Origin of the sequence: Streptomyces sp. NRRL S-1813 (genome assembly GCF_000719605.1) — a bacterium.
Lineage (GTDB): Bacteria > Actinomycetota > Actinomycetes > Streptomycetales > Streptomycetaceae > Streptomyces > Streptomyces decoyicus.
In genome coordinates this window covers 1-17488 of record NZ_JOHB01000044.1, presented here as the reverse complement: position 1 = coordinate 17488, position 17488 = coordinate 1, and the positions used below count along the sequence as shown (strand labels likewise).

At 71.6% G+C, this 17488-nt stretch carries 18 protein-coding genes and 1 riboswitch; of the genes, 4 read left to right on the top strand and 14 right to left on the bottom strand.

All coding sequences use genetic code 11. The annotated features are described in order from the left end of the window. Positions 1-153: 153 nt before the first annotated feature. On the bottom strand, positions 154-1173 hold the full coding sequence (locus tag IF67_RS0135230; RefSeq protein WP_030992663.1) for an asparaginase: 1020 nt from the start codon (positions 1171-1173) through the stop codon (positions 154-156). Positions 1174-1224: 51 nt separating this feature from the next. Then, a complete protein-coding gene (locus tag IF67_RS0135225; RefSeq protein ID WP_234341554.1) occupies positions 1225-1962 on the bottom strand; it encodes an ABC transporter substrate-binding protein in 738 nt (245 codons plus the stop codon). Between the two features lie 175 nt (positions 1963-2137). Between IF67_RS0135225 and dtd the strand changes: the two genes are divergently transcribed. Further along, positions 2138-2563 (top strand): D-aminoacyl-tRNA deacylase, encoded by a 426-nt coding sequence (gene dtd, locus IF67_RS0135220; protein ID WP_030085382.1) that lies wholly within the window; start codon positions 2138-2140, stop codon positions 2561-2563. Positions 2564-2630: 67 nt separating this feature from the next. On the opposite strand, the gene IF67_RS0135215 is transcribed toward dtd, so the two are convergent. The 6 genes from IF67_RS0135215 to IF67_RS0135190 all read right to left on the bottom strand — a co-directional run bounded on the left by IF67_RS0135215 (position 2631) and on the right by IF67_RS0135190 (position 7893). Beyond that, positions 2631-3611 carry a YgfZ/GcvT domain-containing protein gene (locus tag IF67_RS0135215; protein WP_030992658.1) on the bottom strand — a complete coding sequence of 327 codons (981 nt, stop codon included), beginning with the start codon at positions 3609-3611 and terminating at the stop codon, positions 2631-2633. Between the two features lie 31 nt (positions 3612-3642). Then, the gene (locus IF67_RS0135210) at positions 3643-4080 is read right to left on the bottom strand and encodes a Fur family transcriptional regulator (RefSeq protein ID WP_030992657.1); all 438 of its coding nucleotides are present in this window, start codon (positions 4078-4080) and stop codon (positions 3643-3645) included. A 47-nt stretch (positions 4081-4127) separates the two neighbouring features. Next, complete coding sequence (locus tag IF67_RS0135205) at positions 4128-5165, bottom strand: ABC transporter substrate-binding protein (protein WP_030992656.1); 1038 nt, start codon at positions 5163-5165, stop codon at positions 4128-4130. A 10-nt stretch (positions 5166-5175) separates the two neighbouring features. Further along, the gene (locus IF67_RS0135200; protein WP_030992655.1) at positions 5176-5973 is read right to left on the bottom strand and encodes an ABC transporter ATP-binding protein; all 798 of its coding nucleotides are present in this window, start codon (positions 5971-5973) and stop codon (positions 5176-5178) included. Continuing rightward, positions 5973-7067, bottom strand: a complete 1095-nt coding sequence (locus IF67_RS0135195) for a FecCD family ABC transporter permease (protein ID WP_030992654.1) — start codon at positions 7065-7067, stop codon at positions 5973-5975. The genes IF67_RS0135200 and IF67_RS0135195 overlap by 1 nt, the downstream gene beginning before the upstream one ends. A gap of 122 nt (positions 7068-7189) precedes the next feature. Continuing rightward, positions 7190-7263, bottom strand: a riboswitch (cobalamin riboswitch). A 42-nt stretch (positions 7264-7305) separates the two neighbouring features. Then, positions 7306-7893, bottom strand: coding sequence for an FABP family protein (locus IF67_RS0135190; RefSeq protein WP_030992653.1), 588 nt, complete (start codon positions 7891-7893; stop codon positions 7306-7308). A 318-nt stretch (positions 7894-8211) separates the two neighbouring features. Between IF67_RS0135190 and IF67_RS0135180 the strand changes: the two genes are divergently transcribed. Next, a complete protein-coding gene (locus IF67_RS0135180; protein WP_030085401.1) occupies positions 8212-8577 on the top strand; it encodes a DsrE family protein in 366 nt (121 codons plus the stop codon). A 73-nt stretch (positions 8578-8650) separates the two neighbouring features. Here the strand turns inward: IF67_RS0135180 and IF67_RS39845 are convergent, their stop codons facing one another. The 6 genes from IF67_RS39845 to IF67_RS0135150 all read right to left on the bottom strand — a co-directional run bounded on the left by IF67_RS39845 (position 8651) and on the right by IF67_RS0135150 (position 13285). Further along, positions 8651-8938, bottom strand: a complete 288-nt coding sequence (locus IF67_RS39845; protein WP_030085403.1) for a DUF3099 domain-containing protein — start codon at positions 8936-8938, stop codon at positions 8651-8653. Between the two features lie 179 nt (positions 8939-9117). Then, positions 9118-9405 carry a DUF1416 domain-containing protein gene (locus IF67_RS0135170; RefSeq protein WP_030085405.1) on the bottom strand — a complete coding sequence of 96 codons (288 nt, stop codon included), beginning with the start codon at positions 9403-9405 and terminating at the stop codon, positions 9118-9120. A 38-nt stretch (positions 9406-9443) separates the two neighbouring features. Further along, complete coding sequence (locus IF67_RS0135165) at positions 9444-10289, bottom strand: sulfurtransferase (protein ID WP_030085407.1); 846 nt, start codon at positions 10287-10289, stop codon at positions 9444-9446. A gap of 540 nt (positions 10290-10829) precedes the next feature. Beyond that, the gene (locus IF67_RS0135160; protein ID WP_030992648.1) at positions 10830-11531 is read right to left on the bottom strand and encodes a DUF2993 domain-containing protein; all 702 of its coding nucleotides are present in this window, start codon (positions 11529-11531) and stop codon (positions 10830-10832) included. Positions 11532-11685: 154 nt separating this feature from the next. Continuing rightward, entirely contained in the window at positions 11686-13029 is a 1344-nt protein-coding gene (locus IF67_RS0135155) for a membrane protein (RefSeq protein WP_030992646.1), read from the bottom strand. Positions 13030-13039: 10 nt separating this feature from the next. Beyond that, a complete protein-coding gene (locus IF67_RS0135150) occupies positions 13040-13285 on the bottom strand; it encodes a MoaD/ThiS family protein (RefSeq protein ID WP_030085413.1) in 246 nt (81 codons plus the stop codon). A gap of 204 nt (positions 13286-13489) precedes the next feature. Between IF67_RS0135150 and IF67_RS0135145 the strand changes: the two genes are divergently transcribed. Together IF67_RS0135145 and IF67_RS0135140 are read left to right on the top strand one after the other, a co-directional pair. Then, positions 13490-15223, top strand: a complete 1734-nt coding sequence (locus IF67_RS0135145) for an ABC transporter ATP-binding protein (protein WP_030992644.1) — start codon at positions 13490-13492, stop codon at positions 15221-15223. Positions 15224-15333: 110 nt separating this feature from the next. Then, the gene (locus IF67_RS0135140) at positions 15334-17235 is read left to right on the top strand and encodes an ABC transporter ATP-binding protein (RefSeq protein WP_030992642.1); all 1902 of its coding nucleotides are present in this window, start codon (positions 15334-15336) and stop codon (positions 17233-17235) included. The last annotated feature ends 253 nt before the right edge of the window (positions 17236-17488 follow it).

Genomic DNA, 17488 nt, shown 5'->3' with positions numbered 1-17488 from the left:
GGTCGCCGGCCTCCTGCTGTCGTGGGTGGTGCGTGCGTGCACTGTGTCATCGCCACCTTATGCAGGCCGGCGGGCACGAGTGCCGGTGCCGGCCGTGGCGAGGTGGTCGTAGTGGCTGCCCCTACCCGCTGCACGCGGCCACAGCCGCACCCGTCAGAACGTCGCGCGGATTTCCCCCACCCGCGCGCCGCCGCCGAAGAGCGGGGCGTCCTCCAGGCGGGCCAGGACGGGAGCGTCGAGGCCCATGAGGCGCAGGGTGCGGGCGAGGACCGGGCCGAGGGTGCGGGTGGCACCGTCTTCGATCTTGAAGGCGAGGGCGCGGCCGTCGGGGAGGGCCAGGGCCTGGACGGCCTCGGCGCCCATCTTGGCGAGGGTGCCCGGGAGGGCCTGCATCAGCCAGGTGTCGGGGCGCCGGGTGCCGGCGACGTACTCCGGGTGGGCGCGCATCGCGTCCGCGACCCGCCGCTCAGGGGTGCCGGGCCCGGCCTGGACGAAGTACTGGAAGGCGCGGGCCAGGCCCGTCAGCGACAGGGAGAGCAGCGGCGCCCCGCAGCCGTCGGTGCCGACGTGCGCGGTGTCCTCGCCGCTCGCGGTGCGGACACCGTCGGCCACCAGCTGTTGCAGCGGGTGAGCCCGGTCGAGGTACGAGGCGAGCGGCCAGCCGTTGAGCGCGGAGGCGGCCAGCATCGCGGTGTGCTTGCCGGAGCAGTTCATCGTGAGGCGTTCGCGGACCTGGCCCGAGGCGAGGTACGCCTCCGCCTCCTCGTGGTCCAGCGGGAGGTCCGCCGGCGTCTGGAGATCGCCGGGGGTCAGACCGTGCTCGGCCAGCATGGTCCGTACGAGGTCGAGGTGGAAGGGCTCGCCGGAGTGGCTCGCGGCGGCCAGTGCCAGCCGCTCGCCGGAGAGGTCCAGGCCCGCCCGCAGCACCGCCGCGGCCTGCATCGGCTTGTTCGTGGAACGGGGGAAGACCGGGGCGGTCGCCTCGCCCAGCGACCACTCCACGCTGCCGTCGGCGGCGAGCACCACCAGCGAGCCGCGGTGCCGGCCCTCGACGAAGCCGGAGCGGACGACCTCGGCCAGGACGGGGGAAACAGGAGCAGGCGCACCTTCCGTGGACCCGGGGGAGGCGGGGGCTTCCTGGGTCGGTGCGGATATCGGCGTGGGCGAGGTCATCGGCGGCCTTCCGGGAGGTGATCTGTCGCCCCCCGGAGGCTTGTGGCCCGGTCAGGACAGCAGGTCGTCTACTTGCGCTTCGCCTTCACGGTACCTGCGGGCAATTTCCGCGCTGCAATCGTCGGTGGTGCGCTGCAATGACTGACGGCGGCGCGAGACCTGCTGTTCGTAGCGGATCAGCCGGCCCATGGCGTCATGCAGCTCCTGGTCCGTACGCGCGGTGAGATCGGACAGCTCGACCTCGCCGAGCATTTCCTCGGCGAGCCTGCGGTACTCCTCGCTGTGCGGCGTGCCGACCGTTACGTGCCGGGCCGAGGAGCGGTGCCGCGACGGCAGGTCCGTCAGGATCTCCGGCAGCCGGTCGAGGAGTGGGGAGTGCTGGGCGCTCCGGCGGGCGAGCTCGGCCCGCAGGATGTCGATCCGGCCCTGCAACAGCCGCCGCAGATAGCTGAGATCGGCTTCTTCCTGTTGCGAGTCGCGTCGTACCACCCGCAGCTCGGGCAGTCCCAGACCGGACAGCTCGGGTGTGGTGGCCGGACGGCAGTGGTCGCGCTGCTGCGGGGGGCGGGGTTGCTGAGCCTGGCCTGCCTGGAGCATGGGGCCGTCCTCGGTGCCGGGCGGCTCGACGCGAGCCGTTGCCGTGGTGGTCGTCAGAGCGGTGGGGGGTGGTGGGGTGGCTGCCGGACGTGTGGTGTCTGCCGTGGGGGCGGTGGAGGTCGTCCGACCGTTCGGTGTCGTACGGGCGGGTGGTACGGGACCGGGTGTCTGTCCGGCGCCGAGAGTGCTCATGGGTCGTTCCGTCCCCTCGTCCGGTGCCGCTTCCTGGGCATGTTGTCCATGAAACGCACCACGTGCACGCATCGTGCCACTCTGGGCGGTCCTTCCGCAGGGCCATGGCACCCGAACGGCCCCTGTAGGGGCACGGCTGTCCGAAGGAGGCGGGCCGCCCGGCATGATGGCGGGTATGCGAGCTGTGGTGCAGAGGGTTGACGGCGCACGCGTCGAGGTGGCGGGCGAGACGGTCGGGGAGATCGTCGGTGAGGGGCTGTGCGTGCTGGTGGGGGTCACGCACGAGGACACCCCGCAGAAGGCGGCACAGCTCGCCCGCAAGCTGTGGTCGGTGCGGATTCTCCAGGGCGAGAAGTCCTGCTCGGACACCGCGGCGCCGCTCCTGGTGATCAGCCAGTTCACTCTCTACGGTGACGCCCGCAAGGGCCGCCGCCCCACCTGGAACGCCGCGGCCCCCGGGCCGGTCGCCGAGCCGCTGGTCGACGAGGTCGTCGCACAGCTGCGGGCGCTGGGTGCCCATGTGGAGACCGGCAGTTTCGGGGCGGACATGAAGGTGTCCCTGACGAACGACGGGCCGTTCACGGTGCTGGTCGAGGTGTAGGCCCGGGACTCCGGGTGCCCCGCGGGGCACCCGGGCGGCCAGGGCGGCCGTGCGTCCGGGGGCGGTCCTACGGCTCGACGACGGTCTCCTGTGCCGCCGCCGTGCCGCCCGCCATCAACGGCGCGTCCACCGGGACGTTCCGCTTGACCAGGGCGAGTGCGATCGGGCCGAGCTCGTGGTGGCGGGCCGAGGTGGTGATGAAGCCGAGCTGCCGGCCCTCCTCGCCGTCCGAGGCGAGGCGGACGGGGGTGCCGTGCGGCGGCAGATGGACCTCGCTGCCGTCCAGGTGCAGAAAGACCAGCCGGCGCGGCGGCTTGCCCAGGTTGTGGACCCGGGCGACGGTCTCCTGGCCGCGGTAGCAGCCCTTCTGGAGGTGCACGGCGGTGCCGATCCAGCCCAGCTCGTGGGGGATGGTGCGGTGGTCGGTCTCCAGGCCCAGCCGGGGGCGGTGGGCCTCGACGCGCAGTGCCTCCAGCGCCAGGACGCCGATCGCCGGGCCCTTGGCCGCGGCGAAGGACTCCAGGTCGGTGCGCGGCAGGAACAGATCGCGGCCGTGCGCGGTCTCGCGTACGACGGCGTTCTCGGGCACCTCGGCGATGGAGCCGGCCGGCAGGTGGACGACGGCGATCTCGTCCGTGCGGTCGGCGACCTCGACCCGGTAGAAGAACTTCATGCTCTCCAGGTAGGCGATCAGCGCCTCCTGGCCGCCCGGTTCGGTGTGCATCCAGGTCGTCTCGCCGTCGTCGACGAGGTAGACCGCGTGCTCGATGTGGCCGTGCGCGGAGAGGATCAGGGCCTCGGTGGCGTGGCCGGGCGCGAGGTCGCTGACGTGCTGGGTGAGCAGCAGGTGCAGCCAGCTCAGCCGTTCGGCGCCGGTGACGGTGACCACGCCGCGGTGGGAGAGGTCCACGAAGCCGGAGCCGTCGGCGAGGGCGCGCTGCTCACGGAAGAGGTCGCCGTAGTGCGCGGCGACGCCTTCGTCGGGGGCCTCGGCGGGGACGGCGCCGGGCAGCGACAGAAGAGGGCTGGCGGGAGTTTGTCGCAGCATGGGGCCAGCCTACGACTCGCCGGTGACAGCCTCAGCCCTCGTCCTCGGCGGCCTTGTCGCGGCAGGCCGCACAGCGCCCGAAGATCGCGAAATGCTTCATGTCCGTATCGAAGCCGAATTGTTCGTGCAGCTGCGCCGTGAACGCCTCGGCCACCGACAGATCCGCCTCGATGACGTCCGTGCAGTCCCGGCACACCAGATGGATGTGGTGGTGGCGGTCGGCGAGGTGGTAGGTGGGGGCGCCGTGCCCGAGGTGGGCATGGCTGACCAGGCCCAGCTCCTCGAGGAGTTCCAGGGTCCGGTAGACCGTGGAGATGTTCACGCCGCCCGCCGTCTTGCGCACCTCGGTGAGGATGTCGTCAGGGGTGGCATGCTCCAGTCTGTCCACAGCCTCCAGCACGAGCTGACGCTGCGGGGTCAGGCGGTATCCGCGCCTGCGGAGGTCGCTCTGCCAGTCGGTGGTCACCACACAGCCAGTGTAGAAGGGCGGGCGGCGGGTGTGCGTGGCGTGACGTCTCAGCCGCCCTTCCGTGCGCCGCGCAGATAGCGGGCCAGGTCGCTGACGGCGGCGGGGTTGCGGGGGCTTTCCACGAGTTCGGCGTAGTCCATGACGTAGATCCGGTGGTGCTTGACCGCCGAGACGCGGGCCAGCGGCGGGTAGGACTCCAGGAACGCCTTCTTCTGCGCGGCGGAGGTGTCGCCGTAGTTGTTGATCACGATGACGTCGGGGTCGCGGTCGACGACGGTCTCCCAGCCGACCGTCGTCCAGGAGTCCTTGAGGTCCTTCATGACGTGGTCGCCGCCGGCCTTGGTGATGATGTCGTGCGGTCCGGCGTACTTGCCCGAGGTGAACGGCTTGTCGCGGCCGTCGTCGTAGAGGAAGACGGACGGACGCCGGGCGGGTGCGGGGGCCTTGGCGGCGGCGTCGGCCACCTGCCTCTTGTACTTCTTCACCAGGGCCTCGGCCCGGTCCTCGACACCGAAGATCTTCCCGAGCGTCGTCAGGTCGGTGTAGAGCGCCTCCAGGGGCGGCATGACGCCGCGGGCGCCGCCGTCCGTGCCGTTGTGGCAGGACTCGGTCAGGACATAGCTGCCGATGCCGAGCTTCTTCAGGGCGGCGGGGGTCAGGCCGTTGTCCTCGCCGAAGCCGTAGTTCCAGCCCGCGAAGACCAGGTCGGCACGGGCGTCGAGGGCCATCTCCTTGGTGAGCGCCTTCTTGGAGAGCCGGGGGACCTTGTCGTACGCGGCCTTCCAGGGGAGGCCGTCGAGATCGCCCTTGTCGTCGGGCATGACGTAGCCGGCCATCCGGTTCTCCAGGCCGAGCGCGAACATGATCTCGGTGATGCCGACGTCGTTGGTGACGACCCGGCGCGGGGCCTTGTCGTACGTGGTGCGGGTGCCGCAGTTCTCGATCGTGACGGGGTAGCGGCCGGAGGTCTTGGCGGGGTGCCGGCCGGCGGCGTCGTTGCCGCCGTCGCCGGAGACCTTCGCGCCGCAGCCGGTCAGGGCGAGCGCGAGGGCGAGGACGGTGAACGGGGCGGTGGAGCGGCGCATGGCCAGGTCCTCAGGAGTCGGCGGCGCGGGTGGGGGCGGGGGCGGCGAGACGGTCGAACAGCAGCTGGACGGCGCCGGATTCGGGATGCCGTACGCGATGGGCGCGGACGCCGAAGACCTCGGCGAGCAGCTCCGGGGTGAGGACGTCGTACGGCGGGCCCGTGGCGACGATCCGGCCGCGGTCGATGACGTACAGCTCGTCGCAGTGCACGGCCGCCAGGTTGAGGTCGTGCAGTGCGGTCAGCACCGTCAGCCGACTGTCCCTGACCAGCGCCAGCACCTCCAACTGCTGGGCGATGTCCAGGTGGTTGGTGGGCTCGTCGAGGACCAGCAGCTGCGGGTCCTGGGCCAGCGCGCGGGCGATCAGCACCCGCTGCTTCTCGCCGCCGGACAGGCTGAGGAAGCCGCGCCCGGCAAGGTGGTCCGCCCCGACCCGGGCCAGCGCCCACGCGCACCGCGCGGTGTCCTCGGCGCTCGCCCGGCCCGCGCCGCGCTGATGCGGCAGCCGCCCCATCGCGACGACCTCGGCCACGGTGAAGTCGAACTCCGTACTGGCCTCCTGGGGCAGCGCGGCCAGCAGCCGGGCGCCCTCGCGCGCGTCCATGGCGTGCAGATCGGCGCCGTCCAGCCGTACGGTCCCGGTGGCCGGGCGCAGCGCGCGGTAGACACAGCGCAACAGGGTCGATTTGCCGCTGCCGTTGGGGCCGACCAGGCCGACCAGCCGGCCGCTGCCGGCCCGTAGCGTGAGGTCGTGGACGAGCCGGTTCCCGGCCACCTCCACGGACAGGCCGGTGATATCGAGCCGCATCAGGCGCCGCCTCCGAAGGTGTAGCCGCGCCGCCGCATCAGCAGGACGAAGCAGGGCACGCCGATGACGGCGGTGAGCACGCCGACCGGCAGTTCGACGGGCGCCAGCAGCACCCGCGAGAGCAGATCCACCCACACCAGCAGTACCGCGCCGAGCAGCGGCGCGACGGCCAGCACCCGGCGGTGGTCGGCACCGGCCAGCATCCGCGTCACATGCGGCACCATCAGCCCGACGAAGCCGATCGCGCCGCTGACCGCGACCACCGCGCCGGTGACGGCGGCCGCGACGACGAACAGTTCGCGGCGCAGCCGGGGCGCGTCCACGCCGAGCGCGGCCGCGGTCTCGTCGCCCATCGCCAGCGCGTTCAGCCGGCCCGCGGAGAGCAGCAGATGGGCCAGGGCGGCGGCGACCGCGGCGGCGGCGATCGGCACCGAGTTCCAGCCGGCCCCGCTCAGGCTCCCGAGCAGCCACATCATCGCCGAGCGGGCCGCCTCACCGCGGTCGGCGCTGAACACCATGAGGGTGGTGACGGCGGAGAAGCCGTAGTACATCGCGGTGCCGGTCAGCACCAGACGCAGCGGGGTGAGCCCGTGGGCGGTGCGGGCGGCCGCGTAGACCAGGGCCATGGCGATCAGCGCGGAGACGAACGCCGACACCGACAGCGCCCAGACGCCCAGTGCGCCGAGCGTGCCGAAGAGCAGGACGGCGTTGGCCCCGACGGCGGCGCCGGAGGAGATGCCGAGGACGAACGGGTCGGCGAGGGCGTTGCGGACCAGCGCCTGCACGGCGACACCGATGGCGGACAGCCCGGCGCCGACGACGGCCGCCAGGACGGCCCGCGGGAAGCGCAGCTCCCACACAATGGTGTACGCGGAGACCTCGTCGGCCGAGATCGTGCCGCCGGTCAGCCCGGCGCCCAGATAGCGCACCACCTGGGCCCAGCTCAGCCCGGCGGCGCCCAGGCCGGCCCCGCACAGCAGGGAGCCGAGCAGGACGGCCGCGAGGACGGCGACCAGGGGCGGCAGGGGCAGACGCCGGGGCGCCGGCGATGCGCCGGTCCCCGCCGTCGTCGGATGGGTGGTGGGGCTCGCCACGGTCGGTCGGCCGCCTCGGGGTCGGGCCGCGTCCGTACGTACCGAGGGGGGCCCGGGACCGCGCTGGTCCGGCGCGTCCCCTCGCAGTCCACGGCGAGTTGAGCGGAAGCGTCGCGCACCACGGGCAATCGGGCTTGCGGAAGGAGACCTTCCGCCTACCGTTGCGGGTCAGCGCCGGACTTCGACCGGCTTCCCCCGCGGGGCGCTGGCGGGGAGAGCGGGGCTCTCCCCGTTGTGCTTACGGGTTGTAGGGCGTGCCGTCGGGACGGAAGAAGGAGACGCCGTCCGGCATGTCGTCCGGGAGGTTCTCCGCCCACTCCTGGAGGTCGGCGACCTTCTTCAGATGCGCCGACATGTAGGGCCGCAGCGGCACGTCCGGGGTGGACTTCTCGCCGACCCACATCAGGTCGCTGTTGACATAGCCGTAGAGCCGCTTGCCGCCGCTGTACGGGCCGGAGGCGGCGGTGCGCGCGATGGCGTCGGTGGCCAGGTCGATCTGCGGCTTCTGATCCGCCAGTTCGCCGTACCAGACCTCCACCACGCCCTGGTCGCGGCTCATCACGATCTCGACCTTGCGGTCCGCGTCGATGCGCCAGAAGCCGCTCTCGCTCTCCAGCGGGCGGACCTTCTTGCCCTCGGCGTCGAGCACCCAGCTGTGCGAGGTGTACTCGAGGAAGTCACGGCCGTCGTGGGTGAAGCTGACCTCCTGCCCGAAGTTGCACTTCTCGGTGCCCGGGAATTCGGCGACGCCGGCGCCCTCCCAGTTGCCGAGGAGGAAGGCGAGCGGCACCAGGGCCGGGTTCAGGTCGGACGGGATCTCGATCATGAGAGCTCAGACGATCTATGTGGAGGGGAATCGGCAGGGGCGCACGGGACGCTCCCATGAGGCCGGCGGGCTGCGCCACCCGGCGGAGCCGGTGGAGCCGGTGGAGCTACGGCTCAGCGCTGGCCCTGGTAGAGCTTCTTCCAGGTCAGACCGGCGAACGCGACCACGGCGATGCCGACCAGAACCAGCAGGGTGGTGAAGAATGCCTCAAGCACGAGCGCGCTCCTTGAACGGAGTGAGGGTGTACGGACCGCCTGAGAGTCTAGTCGGCGGCGGGGACAACGGCGCTGTGAGGTCCACCGCGCCTACTCTTGCCCCATGGCGAAGAAGCTCGTGATCAAGGTAACGGCGGGTGCGGATGCGCCCGAGCGGTGTTCGCAGGCGTTCACGGTGGCGGCGGTGGCGGTGGCCAGCGGCGTCGAGGTGTCGCTGTGGCTGACCGGGGAGTCGGTGTGGTTCGCGCTGCCGGGGCGGGCGGCGGACTTCGAGCTGCCGCATGCGGCCCCCCTGCCGGAACTGATCGACGGAATCCGCGCCGGTGGCGGCGCGATCACCGTCTGCACCCAGTGCGCGGCCCGGCGGGACATCGAGCAGAAGGATCTGATCGAGGGGGCCGGGATCGCCGGTTCCCAGCTGTTCGTCAGCGAGATCATGCCGGACGACGTCCAGGCCCTGGTGTACTGAGGCGCCGGTGTCCTGAGGGCGCCGGTGTACTGAGGATGCCGGTGTGCTCAAGGCCGGTGGGCGCCCGGCGCGCCTACTGGGGGTGCTTGTCGTCGCCCCGGTCGTCCAGCTCGCGCCACCAGCGGTCGGACTCGGGGTCGCCGGACTCGTCCCACCAGCGCTCACCGGGCTCCCGGCGGTTGCCGATGATCGCCGCGACGGGCGGAATGACCATGGCGACGACGCACATGCCCACCGCGGCCGGCACCGACCACAGCCGCACCACGCCCCAGGCCAGGACGAACAGCACCAGGCACACGCCCATCAGGACGAAGTACCTGCGATGGCGGCGCTGTACGGGCGACCGGCGGTGCGCGTCCATGAATCCACCGTAAGTCCGCGCGGGGCAGGACAGAAGTCGGCGGGGAACACCTCGCCGGGGCCGCGAACGGCACGGAGGGCCGCATCCCCGGCCAAGGCGTCCAAACCCCTGGGGTGCGGCCCTCCGGCCGTCTGCATCGCGGCGACGGCCCCTACTGCGGAGCGCGGCCACGTCCGCCGTCAGACAGCGATGGCAACCTCCGCCAGGCCGCCCTGCTGGGCGACGACGGTGCGGTCGGCGGTGCCGCCCGGGACGAGCGCACGCAGCGTCCAGGTGCCCTCGGCCGCGTAGAAGCGGAACTGTCCGGTCGCGGAGGTGGGAACCTCGGCGGTGAATTCACCGGTGCTGTCCAGGAGGCGGACGTAACCGGTGACGGGCTCGCCGTCGCGGGTCACGCTGCCCTGGATCGTGGTCTCACCGGGCTTGATGGTCGAGGCGTCCGGGCCGCCTGCCTGTGCTCCACACATAGGGGTACTTCCTTGAGGGGTTCGGGGGAGAAGCTTGCTTACTTGTTGGCGCCGAGCTCGATCGGGACGCCGACCAGCGAGCCGTACTCGGTCCAGGAGCCGTCGTAGTTCTTGACGTTGCTCTGGCCGAGCAGCTCGTGCAGGACGAACCAGGTCAGCGCGGAGCGCTCACCGATGCGGCAGTAGGCGATGGTGTCCTTCGCGAGGTCCACGGACTCACCCTCGTAGAGGGCCTTGAGCTCGTCGTCCGACTTGAAGGTGCCGTCGTCGTTGGCGTTCTTCGACCACGGGATGTTGCGGGCGCTGGGCACGTGGCCGGGGCGCTGCGACTGCTCCTGCGGGAGGTGCGCCGGGGCGAGCAGCTTGCCGCTGAACTCGTCGGGGGAGCGCACGTCGACCAGGTTGAGGTTGTCGATCGCGGCGACGACGTCGTCCCGGAAGGCGCGGATGGAGGAGTCCTGGGCCTTGGCCTTGTAGTCGGTGGCCGGGCGCTGGGGGACCTCGGAGCCGTCGACCAGGTCGCGGGAGTCCAGCTCCCACTTCTTGCGGCCGCCGTCGAGCAGCTTGACGCTGCCGTGGCCGTAGAGCTTGAAGTACCAGTACGCGTAGGAGGCGAACCAGTTGTTGTTGCCGCCGTAGAGGACGACCGTGTCGTCGTTGCCGATGCCCTTGGCGGAGAGCAGCTTCTCGAAGCCCTCCTGGTCGACGAAGTCGCGGCGGACCGGGTCCTGGAGGTCCTGCTTCCAGTCGATCCGGACGGCGTTCTTGATGTGGTTCTTGTCGTAGGCCGAGGTGTCCTCGTCAACCTCGACGATCACGACCTTCGGGTCGTCGATGTGGGCCTCGACCCAGTCGGCGTCTACGAGGACGTCGCTACGGCTCATGTTCTTCTCCTCCGGGGCAGTTGCGGGGGGTAGTGGCAGAGATGCACGCGGGTACGACGGGTGTGCGCCGGTGGCTTCCGGACGGGGGTTCCGGAGCGGCGCTGCGCCGGGACGCGTGGGGGCACGGCCTCGGCGGCCGGCCGGGGGCTGGGGCACCTCCCAGCGGGAGCTGGGGGAGGGTGCGCAAGGCCCGTCAGACAGGGCGACAGAGCATGGCGGCGATGCGGCACAGGTCTACTGCCCGCCGCTTCGTCAGTACCGCACGTCCCCGCGGACGGAGACCGCTCAATGAGCTCTGCATGCCACCGATCGTAGGGACGCGGGGCGGGGCGTGTCACCGGCGTGTCGAATGGCGAGACGCGTTTGTCCGCGATGTGGGATGCGAGTGGGCGTCGGCCGGGCGCCCACGGGCCTCCGGTGCCCGTATGCCGGTGGGGGGTCTGGCGTACGGACTCGGGTGTCTCAGGAATTGGACGGCTGTGCGGATCGGGCGGCGGCCCGGACGGCGGACCGGTGGGGCGGCCCGCCTCGGGCGTCCGGTCAGCCGGGGAGCTTGACGTTCTTGCCGGCGGCGGAGATCGAGATGCCGTCGGGCATCGTCACGACCTTCTCCAGCTTCAGGTTGCCGGGCAGCTGGTCCAGCTTCCAGTCGTGGTCGGTCTGGGCGCGCACCTTGCTCTCGCAGCCCGGGACGGCCTTGCACATCGCGGGGAGCCCGTCGGCGCGCAGCCGCACGGTGTTGCCGCCCACGATCGTGAGGGAGCCGGTCACGTCCAGCGAGCTGAGGAGCGGGAGGTTCGGCGAGATCTTGACCTGGCTGCGGCCGTTCTTCTGCCCGGCGTAGGTGATCTTGACGCCGCCGCCCGCCGCCTTGGTCAGGTCGGCGTAGTTGAGCCGGGCGTTGCCGGTGGCCGTGGCGGCGCTCTCGATGGAGGTGTAGTCGCTGGTCAGCGTGACGTCGTGGAACTGTGCCGACAGCTGGTCGATGCGCAGCGCGTGCCCCTCGGCGCGGGCCTCGATGCCCCCGAGGTCGGCGTCCACCTCCTGGAGGCTGCGGCCGGCGACCTGGGTCAGGAACGGGAAGCCCTTGATGGCGACCTCCGGGGTCTTGCCCAGCCCCTGGCTGCTGCGGATCTTGTCCGCGGCCATGTCCTCGGCGAGATTCACCGCCACCCGGTCGGCGGCCACGAACAGCCCGCTGAATATGACGATGATGATCAACAGCACGCGAAGTGCACGCATCGAACCACTTCCCCCACACCTGGGCCGGATCACGGCCGCGTCCGTACAGGCCCCCTGCCTGCGCTCCGGGGGAGCCGCCGGAAGCAGCCAGGTGCGCTTCCGGCGGCCGCCGCTCCGTATCGCTCACGGACCTGCGGGGATCGGCCTGCGGGGGCTACCCCAGCGTCCGCCCCAGGACGTACACCGCGGGCGCGGCCAGCGCCAGCGGCAGGGCCACGCCGGCCGTCATGTGGACGAAACGGGACGGGTAGTCGTAGCTGGCCACCCGCAGGCCGATGAGGGCGCAGCCGCCGGCCGCCAGGCCCAGCAGCGCGCCGGACGCCCCGAGGCCGGTCAGCTGGCCGGCTCCGATCCCGGCGCCCGCGGCCGCCACCAGGGAGATGCCGATCGAGGCGGGGACCGGCAGCGGCAGCGCACGGGCGAGCGTGGCCACCGCGACCGCGGCGGCGCCGACCGTCACCGCATGCGAGGCCGCCGCGAGCTGCCCGGCGGCGAGCACCGCGAGCGCGGACGAGGTCAGGCCCGCGGTCAGCGCGTACATCCGCTCGTCGGCGCTGCTGCGATTGCGCAGCTGGAGGACGAGGACGAGCAGACACCACACCCCGAGCGTGCCGATGCCGACCAGCGGCGCGCTCGCGCGGTCGGTGGCCAGCAGCGCGACATCGGTGGTCAGCCCGCCCAGGAAGGCGAGCGCGATGCCCTGACGGGCCGGCCACATGCCGTTGAGCCGGAACCAGCCGGCGGCCGTGACGGCCTGGAGCAGCGCCACCGGTACGGCGAGCACCGGGCGGCCGAGCGGCGCGGTAAGCGCCAGCAGCAGGGCGAGCCCGGCGGTCAGCGCGGCCGGCTGGATCCCGGGCGGGATGATCGGAGAGCGGCCCTCGGCGCGGGCGCGCTGGTTGGGCGCGAGCGGCGCGGAGGAGACCGACGCGGCGGAGACCGACGCGGCGGAGACCGAGGGCGTGGCGGCCGGTGCGGCGGGCGCCGGCCTGGCCTGCTGGGGGTGCTGGCGGGCGTACGGCTCGCCGTCCGGGCGGGCGGTCTGGTGCTGGGTGGGCAGCGGCGCGGTCTCCGCGGGGTGCGGGGTGCCGTAACCCTCCTGCCCGTAGACCGGGCGCTGCGGCTGCTGCGGTTGCTGGTGCGGCTGCCGGGGATGCTGTGGCTGCTGCTGTCCGTACGCGTCGTACCCGTACTGGCCGCGCCCGTACGGGTCACCTCCGTACGGGGCGCGCCCGTGCCGGCCGCGCCCCGGCTGCTCGGGCCTCGGCTGCTGCTGCGCGGAGGGGTCGTACGCCTGCTGGGGGTAGGACGGCTGCTGGCCGTACGGCGTCTGCTGTCCCTGCGACGGCTGCTGGCCGTACGGCGCCTGCGGCTCGTACGGCGCCTGGCCGTACGGCGGCTGCGCGGACTGCGGCGCCTGCTGGGCGTACGGGTCCTGCCGGGCGTACGGATCGTGCGGCTCGTAGGGATGGTGGTGCTGCGGCTGGTTGTCGCTCATGGTCGTGTGCTCACCCTCCCGCGAACGGCGGCAGGACCTCGACGGTGCCGCCCTCGGCCAGTGCCACCGTCCCGTGGTCGCGGGTGCCGACCGGATCGCCGTCCACCAGGAAGGAGCAGCGCAGCAGGACGCGCGCGAACTCGGGGTTGGCGGCATGCGCCGAGCGCGCCGCGTCGAGCGCCTCGGCGAGCGTCGCCGCCGCGTACGGCTCCTCAGCCGTGCCGGCGGCGGCCTTGGCCGCGGCCCAGTAGCGCACGGTGCCAGTTGTAGTCACGGCGGCCTCTTCGTCGTGTCGGTCGGGGGCGCCCCGTGGTGGCGGTACCCCGTCGTTGCCGCCTCCATGATGGCGTACGCGGCGGGTGATCCGGCTCCGGGCACGATCCGGCGGAGGGCCCGGCCCGTGCCGGGCGGACTCCGTAAATTCGATTGCCGAGGGCAAGTGTTCGCCTACCCTCATGGGGTGTTGGTCCGACTCGCGCGGGCGCATCTGCGGCCCCATAGGCGTTCGATATCCCTGATCGTGCTGCTTCAGCTGATCCAGACCCTGGCAACCCTCTACCTGCCCACCCTCAACGCCGACATCATTGACAACGGTGTCGTCAAGGGGGACACGGGCTACATCCTCGGCGTCGGCGGCTTCATGGTCGCCGTCACGCTCCTCCAGATCATCTGCGCGATCGGTGCCGTCTACTTCGGTGCCCGTACGGCCATGGCGCTCGGCCGGGACATCCGTGCCGCGGTCTTCGACCGGGTGCAGTCCTTCTCCGCCCGCGAGGTGGGCACGTTCGGCGCGCCCTCGCTGATCACCCGCACGACCAACGACGTCCAGCAGGTCCAGATGCTGGTGCTGATGACGTTCACGATGATGGTCTCGGCACCGATCATGTGCGTCGGCGGCGTGATCATGGCGCTGAACCAGGATGTGCCGCTGTCGGGCCTGCTCCTGGTCATCGTCCCGGTCCTCGGGATGCTCGTCTCACTGATCGTGCGCCGGATGCGTCCGCTGTTCCGCGGGGTGCAGGAGCGCATCGACACCGTCAACCGGGTGCTGCGCGAGCAGATCACCGGCATCCGCGTCATCCGTGCCTTCGTCCGCGACCGGCACGAGCGCGAGCGGTTCGCCGGGGCCAACACCGGTCTCTACGACGTGTCGCTGCGCGCCGGCCGGCTGATGTCGATGATGTTCCCGCTGGTCATGCTGATCGTGAACGTCTCCAGCGTGGCCGTCGTCTGGTTCGGCGGACTGCGGATCGACAGCGGCGCCATGCAGATCGGAGCGCTGACGGCGTTCCTCAGCTACCTCATGTACATCCTGATGTCGATCATGATGGCGACGTTCATGGTGATGATGCTGCCGCGCGCCGAGGTCTGCGCCGAGCGCATCCAGGAGGTCCTGGCGACCGACTCCAGCGTCACCCCGCCCGAGAACCCCGTCACCGAACTCCGCCGCCATGGCGAACTGGAGCTGCGCGGCGTCGAGTTCCGCTTCCCGGGCGCCGAGCAGCCGGTCCTCACGGACATCTCGCTGGTCGCCCGCCCCGGGGAGACCACCGCCGTCATCGGCTCCACGGGCTCCGGCAAGTCGACCCTCCTCGGGCTCGTCCCGCGGCTGTTCGACGCGACCGGCGGCGCGGTCCTGGTGGACGGCGAGGACGTCCGCACCCTCGACCAGGAGACGCTGGCCAAGGCCATCGGCCTGGTCCCGCAGAAGCCCTATCTCTTCTCCGGAACCGTCGCCACCAACCTGCGCTACGGCAATCCGGACGCCACCGACGACGAGCTGTGGCACGCCCTGGAGACCGCCCAGGCGCGGGACTTCGTCGAGCGGATGGATGGCGGCCTCCAGGCCCCCATCGCCCAGGGCGGCGGCAATGTCTCCGGCGGCCAGCGCCAGCGGCTGGCGATCGCCCGCGCCCTGGTGCGACGCCCCGAGATCTACCTCTTCGACGACTCCTTCTCCGCCCTGGACTACGCGACGGACGCCGCGCTGCGCGCCGCCCTCGCCCGCGAGACCGACCGGGCCACGGTCGTGATCGTCGCCCAGCGGGTCGCCACGATCCGCGGCGCCGACCGGATCGTCGTCCTGGACGAGGGCCGGGTCGTCGGCACCGGCACCCACGCCGAGCTGATGGCCGGCAACGAGACCTACCGGGAGATCGTGCTCTCCCAGCTCACCGAGCAGGAGGCGGCGTGACCACCGCGGACAAGGGGGCGGCCCCCCGGGCCGGGGCCCCGGAGGCCACCGACGAGACCCCCAAGGCGCCGGCCCGGGGCCCGGCCCCGGCGGCCGGGCCCGCCCGGATGATGGGCGGCCAGCCCACCGAGAAGTCGATGGACTTCAAGGGCTCCGGCAAACGGCTGCTGGCCCAGATGCGTCCCGAGCGGGGCATCATCTCCGTCGCGCTGGTGCTGGGCGCACTGAGCGTGGCGCTCACGGTCGTGGGCCCCAAGGTCCTCGGCCACGCCACCGACCTGATCATGTCCGGCATCATCGGCCGCAAGCTGCCCGACGGCCTCACCAAGGCCCAGGCCGCTGACCGGCTGCGCGCCCACGGCCAGGGCGGGCTGGCCGACATGATCGGCACCATGCCGGTGGTCCCCGGCCACGGCATCGACTTCGGCGCCGTCGGCACGGTCCTGCTCTGGGTCACCCTGATCTACGTGGCGGCCTCGCTGTTCGGCTTCGTCCAGGCAAGGATCGCCACCCGGGTCGTCCAGCGGACCGTCTTCCGGATGCGGGAGCAGGTCGAGGAGAAGCTGGCGCGGCTGCCGCTGAGCTACTTCGACAAGCAGCAGCGCGGTGAGGTGCTCTCCCGGGCGACCAACGACATCGACAACATCCAGCAGACGCTCCAGCAGACCCTCAGCCAGATCGTCGTCTCGCTGCTGACCATCGTCGGCGTGCTCCTCATGATGTTCTGGATCTCGCCGCTGCTGGCGCTGGTCGCCCTGATCACGGTCCCGGTCTCCGTCGTCGTCGCCACCAAGGTCGGCAAGCGGGCCCAGCCGCAGTTCGTCCAGCAGTGGAAGACCACCGGCAAGCTCAATGCGCACATCGAGGAGATGTACACCGGCCACAGCCTGGTGAAGGTCTTCGGCCGCCAGCGGGAGTCCGCCGAGCTGTTCCGCGAACAGAACGAAGCCCTCTACGCCGCCGGGTTCAAGGCCCAGTTCATCTCCGGGATCATCCAGCCCGCGATGATGTTCATCGGCAACCTCAACTACGTGCTGGTGGCGGTCGTCGGCGGGCTGCGGGTCGCCTCCGGGGCGCTCTCCATCGGCGACGTCCAGGCCTTCATCCAGTACTCCCGGCAGTTCAGCCAGCCGCTCACCCAGGTCGCGTCGATGGCCAACCTCGTCCAGTCCGGCGTCGCCTCCGCCGAGCGGGTCTTCGAACTCCTCGACGCCACGGAGCAGGAACCCGACGCCGCCCGGCCCGCCCGGCCCGACCGTGTCGAGGGCCGGGTCGCGTTCGAGGACGTCTCCTTCCGCTACGCGGCCGACAAGCCGCTCATCGAGGATCTGTCGCTGGCCGTCCACCCCGGCCAGACGGTGGCGATCGTCGGCCCGACGGGCGCCGGCAAGACCACGCTCGTCAACCTCCTGATGCGCTTCTACGAGGTGCGCGGCGGCCGGATCACCCTCGACGGCACCGACATCGCCGAGATGTCGCGCGAGGACCTGCGCTCCCACATCGGCATGGTCCTCCAGGACACCTGGCTCTTCGGCGGCACGATCGCGGAGAACATCGCCTACGGAGCCCCCGCGGGCATCTCGATGGACAAGATCGTGGCGGCCGCCAGGGCCACCCACGTCGACCGCTTTGTACGCACCCTGCCGGACGGCTACGAAACGGTCCTCGACGACGAGGGCAGCAATGTCTCCGTCGGCGAGAAGCAGCTGATCACCATCGCCCGCGCGTTCCTCGCCGAGCCCGCGATCCTGGTCCTGGACGAGGCCACCAGCTCGGTCGACACCCGCACCGAGGTACTCATCCAGCACGCGATGGCTCAGCTCCGCAGCGGCCGCACCAGCTTCGTCATCGCCCACCGGCTCTCCACGATCCGCGACGCGGACGTCATCCTGGTGATGGAGAACGGCGCGATCGTCGAACAGGGCTCCCACGAAGCGCTGCTGGCCGCGGGCGGTGCGTATGCGCGGCTGTACGCGGCCCAATTCGCGGAACCCGTCACGGAGACGGGCTGATTCCCACGTTCCGCTGCGCTTTGCCTTCGGTCCCACGTTGTTGTCCGTCCCGCCGTGGTGGTTTTGCCGCCGTTGCGCCTGCGGCGGGCGGGTGGGTGTCGGGTGCGGTGACGGACCTCCGGGGCCTGGTGTGTGGACTGCTTCGCTTTACGCGCCGCTGCGCTCCGCCTTTGCTCTTTCTTGGAGCCTTCGGAAGCAAAGCCCACACACCAGGCCCCTCCGGCCCGTCCCCTCCCGTGAGTGGAGAAAGTAA

Bases quoted from the DNA above. Each gene is read 5' to 3' on its own strand.
- IF67_RS0135225 (WP_234341554.1), bottom strand. From the start codon at position 1,962: ATGAGCACTCTCGGCGCCGGACAGACACCCGGTCCCGTACCACCCGCC.
- IF67_RS0135165 (WP_030085407.1), bottom strand. From the start codon at position 10,289: ATGAGCCGTAGCGACGTCCTCGTAGACGCCGACTGGGTCGAGGCCCAC.
- IF67_RS0135155 (WP_030992646.1), bottom strand. From the start codon at position 13,029: ATGAGCGACAACCAGCCGCAGCACCACCATCCCTACGAGCCGCACGAT.
- IF67_RS0135215 (WP_030992658.1), bottom strand. From the start codon at position 3,611: ATGCTGCGACAAACTCCCGCCAGCCCTCTTCTGTCGCTGCCCGGCGCC.
- dtd (WP_030085382.1), top strand. From the start codon at position 2,138: ATGCGAGCTGTGGTGCAGAGGGTTGACGGCGCACGCGTCGAGGTGGCG.
- IF67_RS0135190 (WP_030992653.1), bottom strand. From the start codon at position 7,893: ATGATCGAGATCCCGTCCGACCTGAACCCGGCCCTGGTGCCGCTCGCC.
- IF67_RS0135205 (WP_030992656.1), bottom strand. From the start codon at position 5,165: ATGCGCCGCTCCACCGCCCCGTTCACCGTCCTCGCCCTCGCGCTCGCC.
- IF67_RS39845 (WP_030085403.1), bottom strand. From the start codon at position 8,938: ATGGACGCGCACCGCCGGTCGCCCGTACAGCGCCGCCATCGCAGGTAC.
- IF67_RS0135230 (WP_030992663.1), bottom strand. From the start codon at position 1,173: ATGACCTCGCCCACGCCGATATCCGCACCGACCCAGGAAGCCCCCGCC.
- IF67_RS0135160 (WP_030992648.1), bottom strand. From the start codon at position 11,531: ATGCGTGCACTTCGCGTGCTGTTGATCATCATCGTCATATTCAGCGGG.
- IF67_RS0135140 (WP_030992642.1), top strand. From the start codon at position 15,334: ATGGGCGGCCAGCCCACCGAGAAGTCGATGGACTTCAAGGGCTCCGGC.
- IF67_RS0135180 (WP_030085401.1), top strand. From the start codon at position 8,212: ATGGCGAAGAAGCTCGTGATCAAGGTAACGGCGGGTGCGGATGCGCCC.
- IF67_RS0135170 (WP_030085405.1), bottom strand. From the start codon at position 9,405: ATGTGTGGAGCACAGGCAGGCGGCCCGGACGCCTCGACCATCAAGCCC.
- IF67_RS0135200 (WP_030992655.1), bottom strand. From the start codon at position 5,973: ATGCGGCTCGATATCACCGGCCTGTCCGTGGAGGTGGCCGGGAACCGG.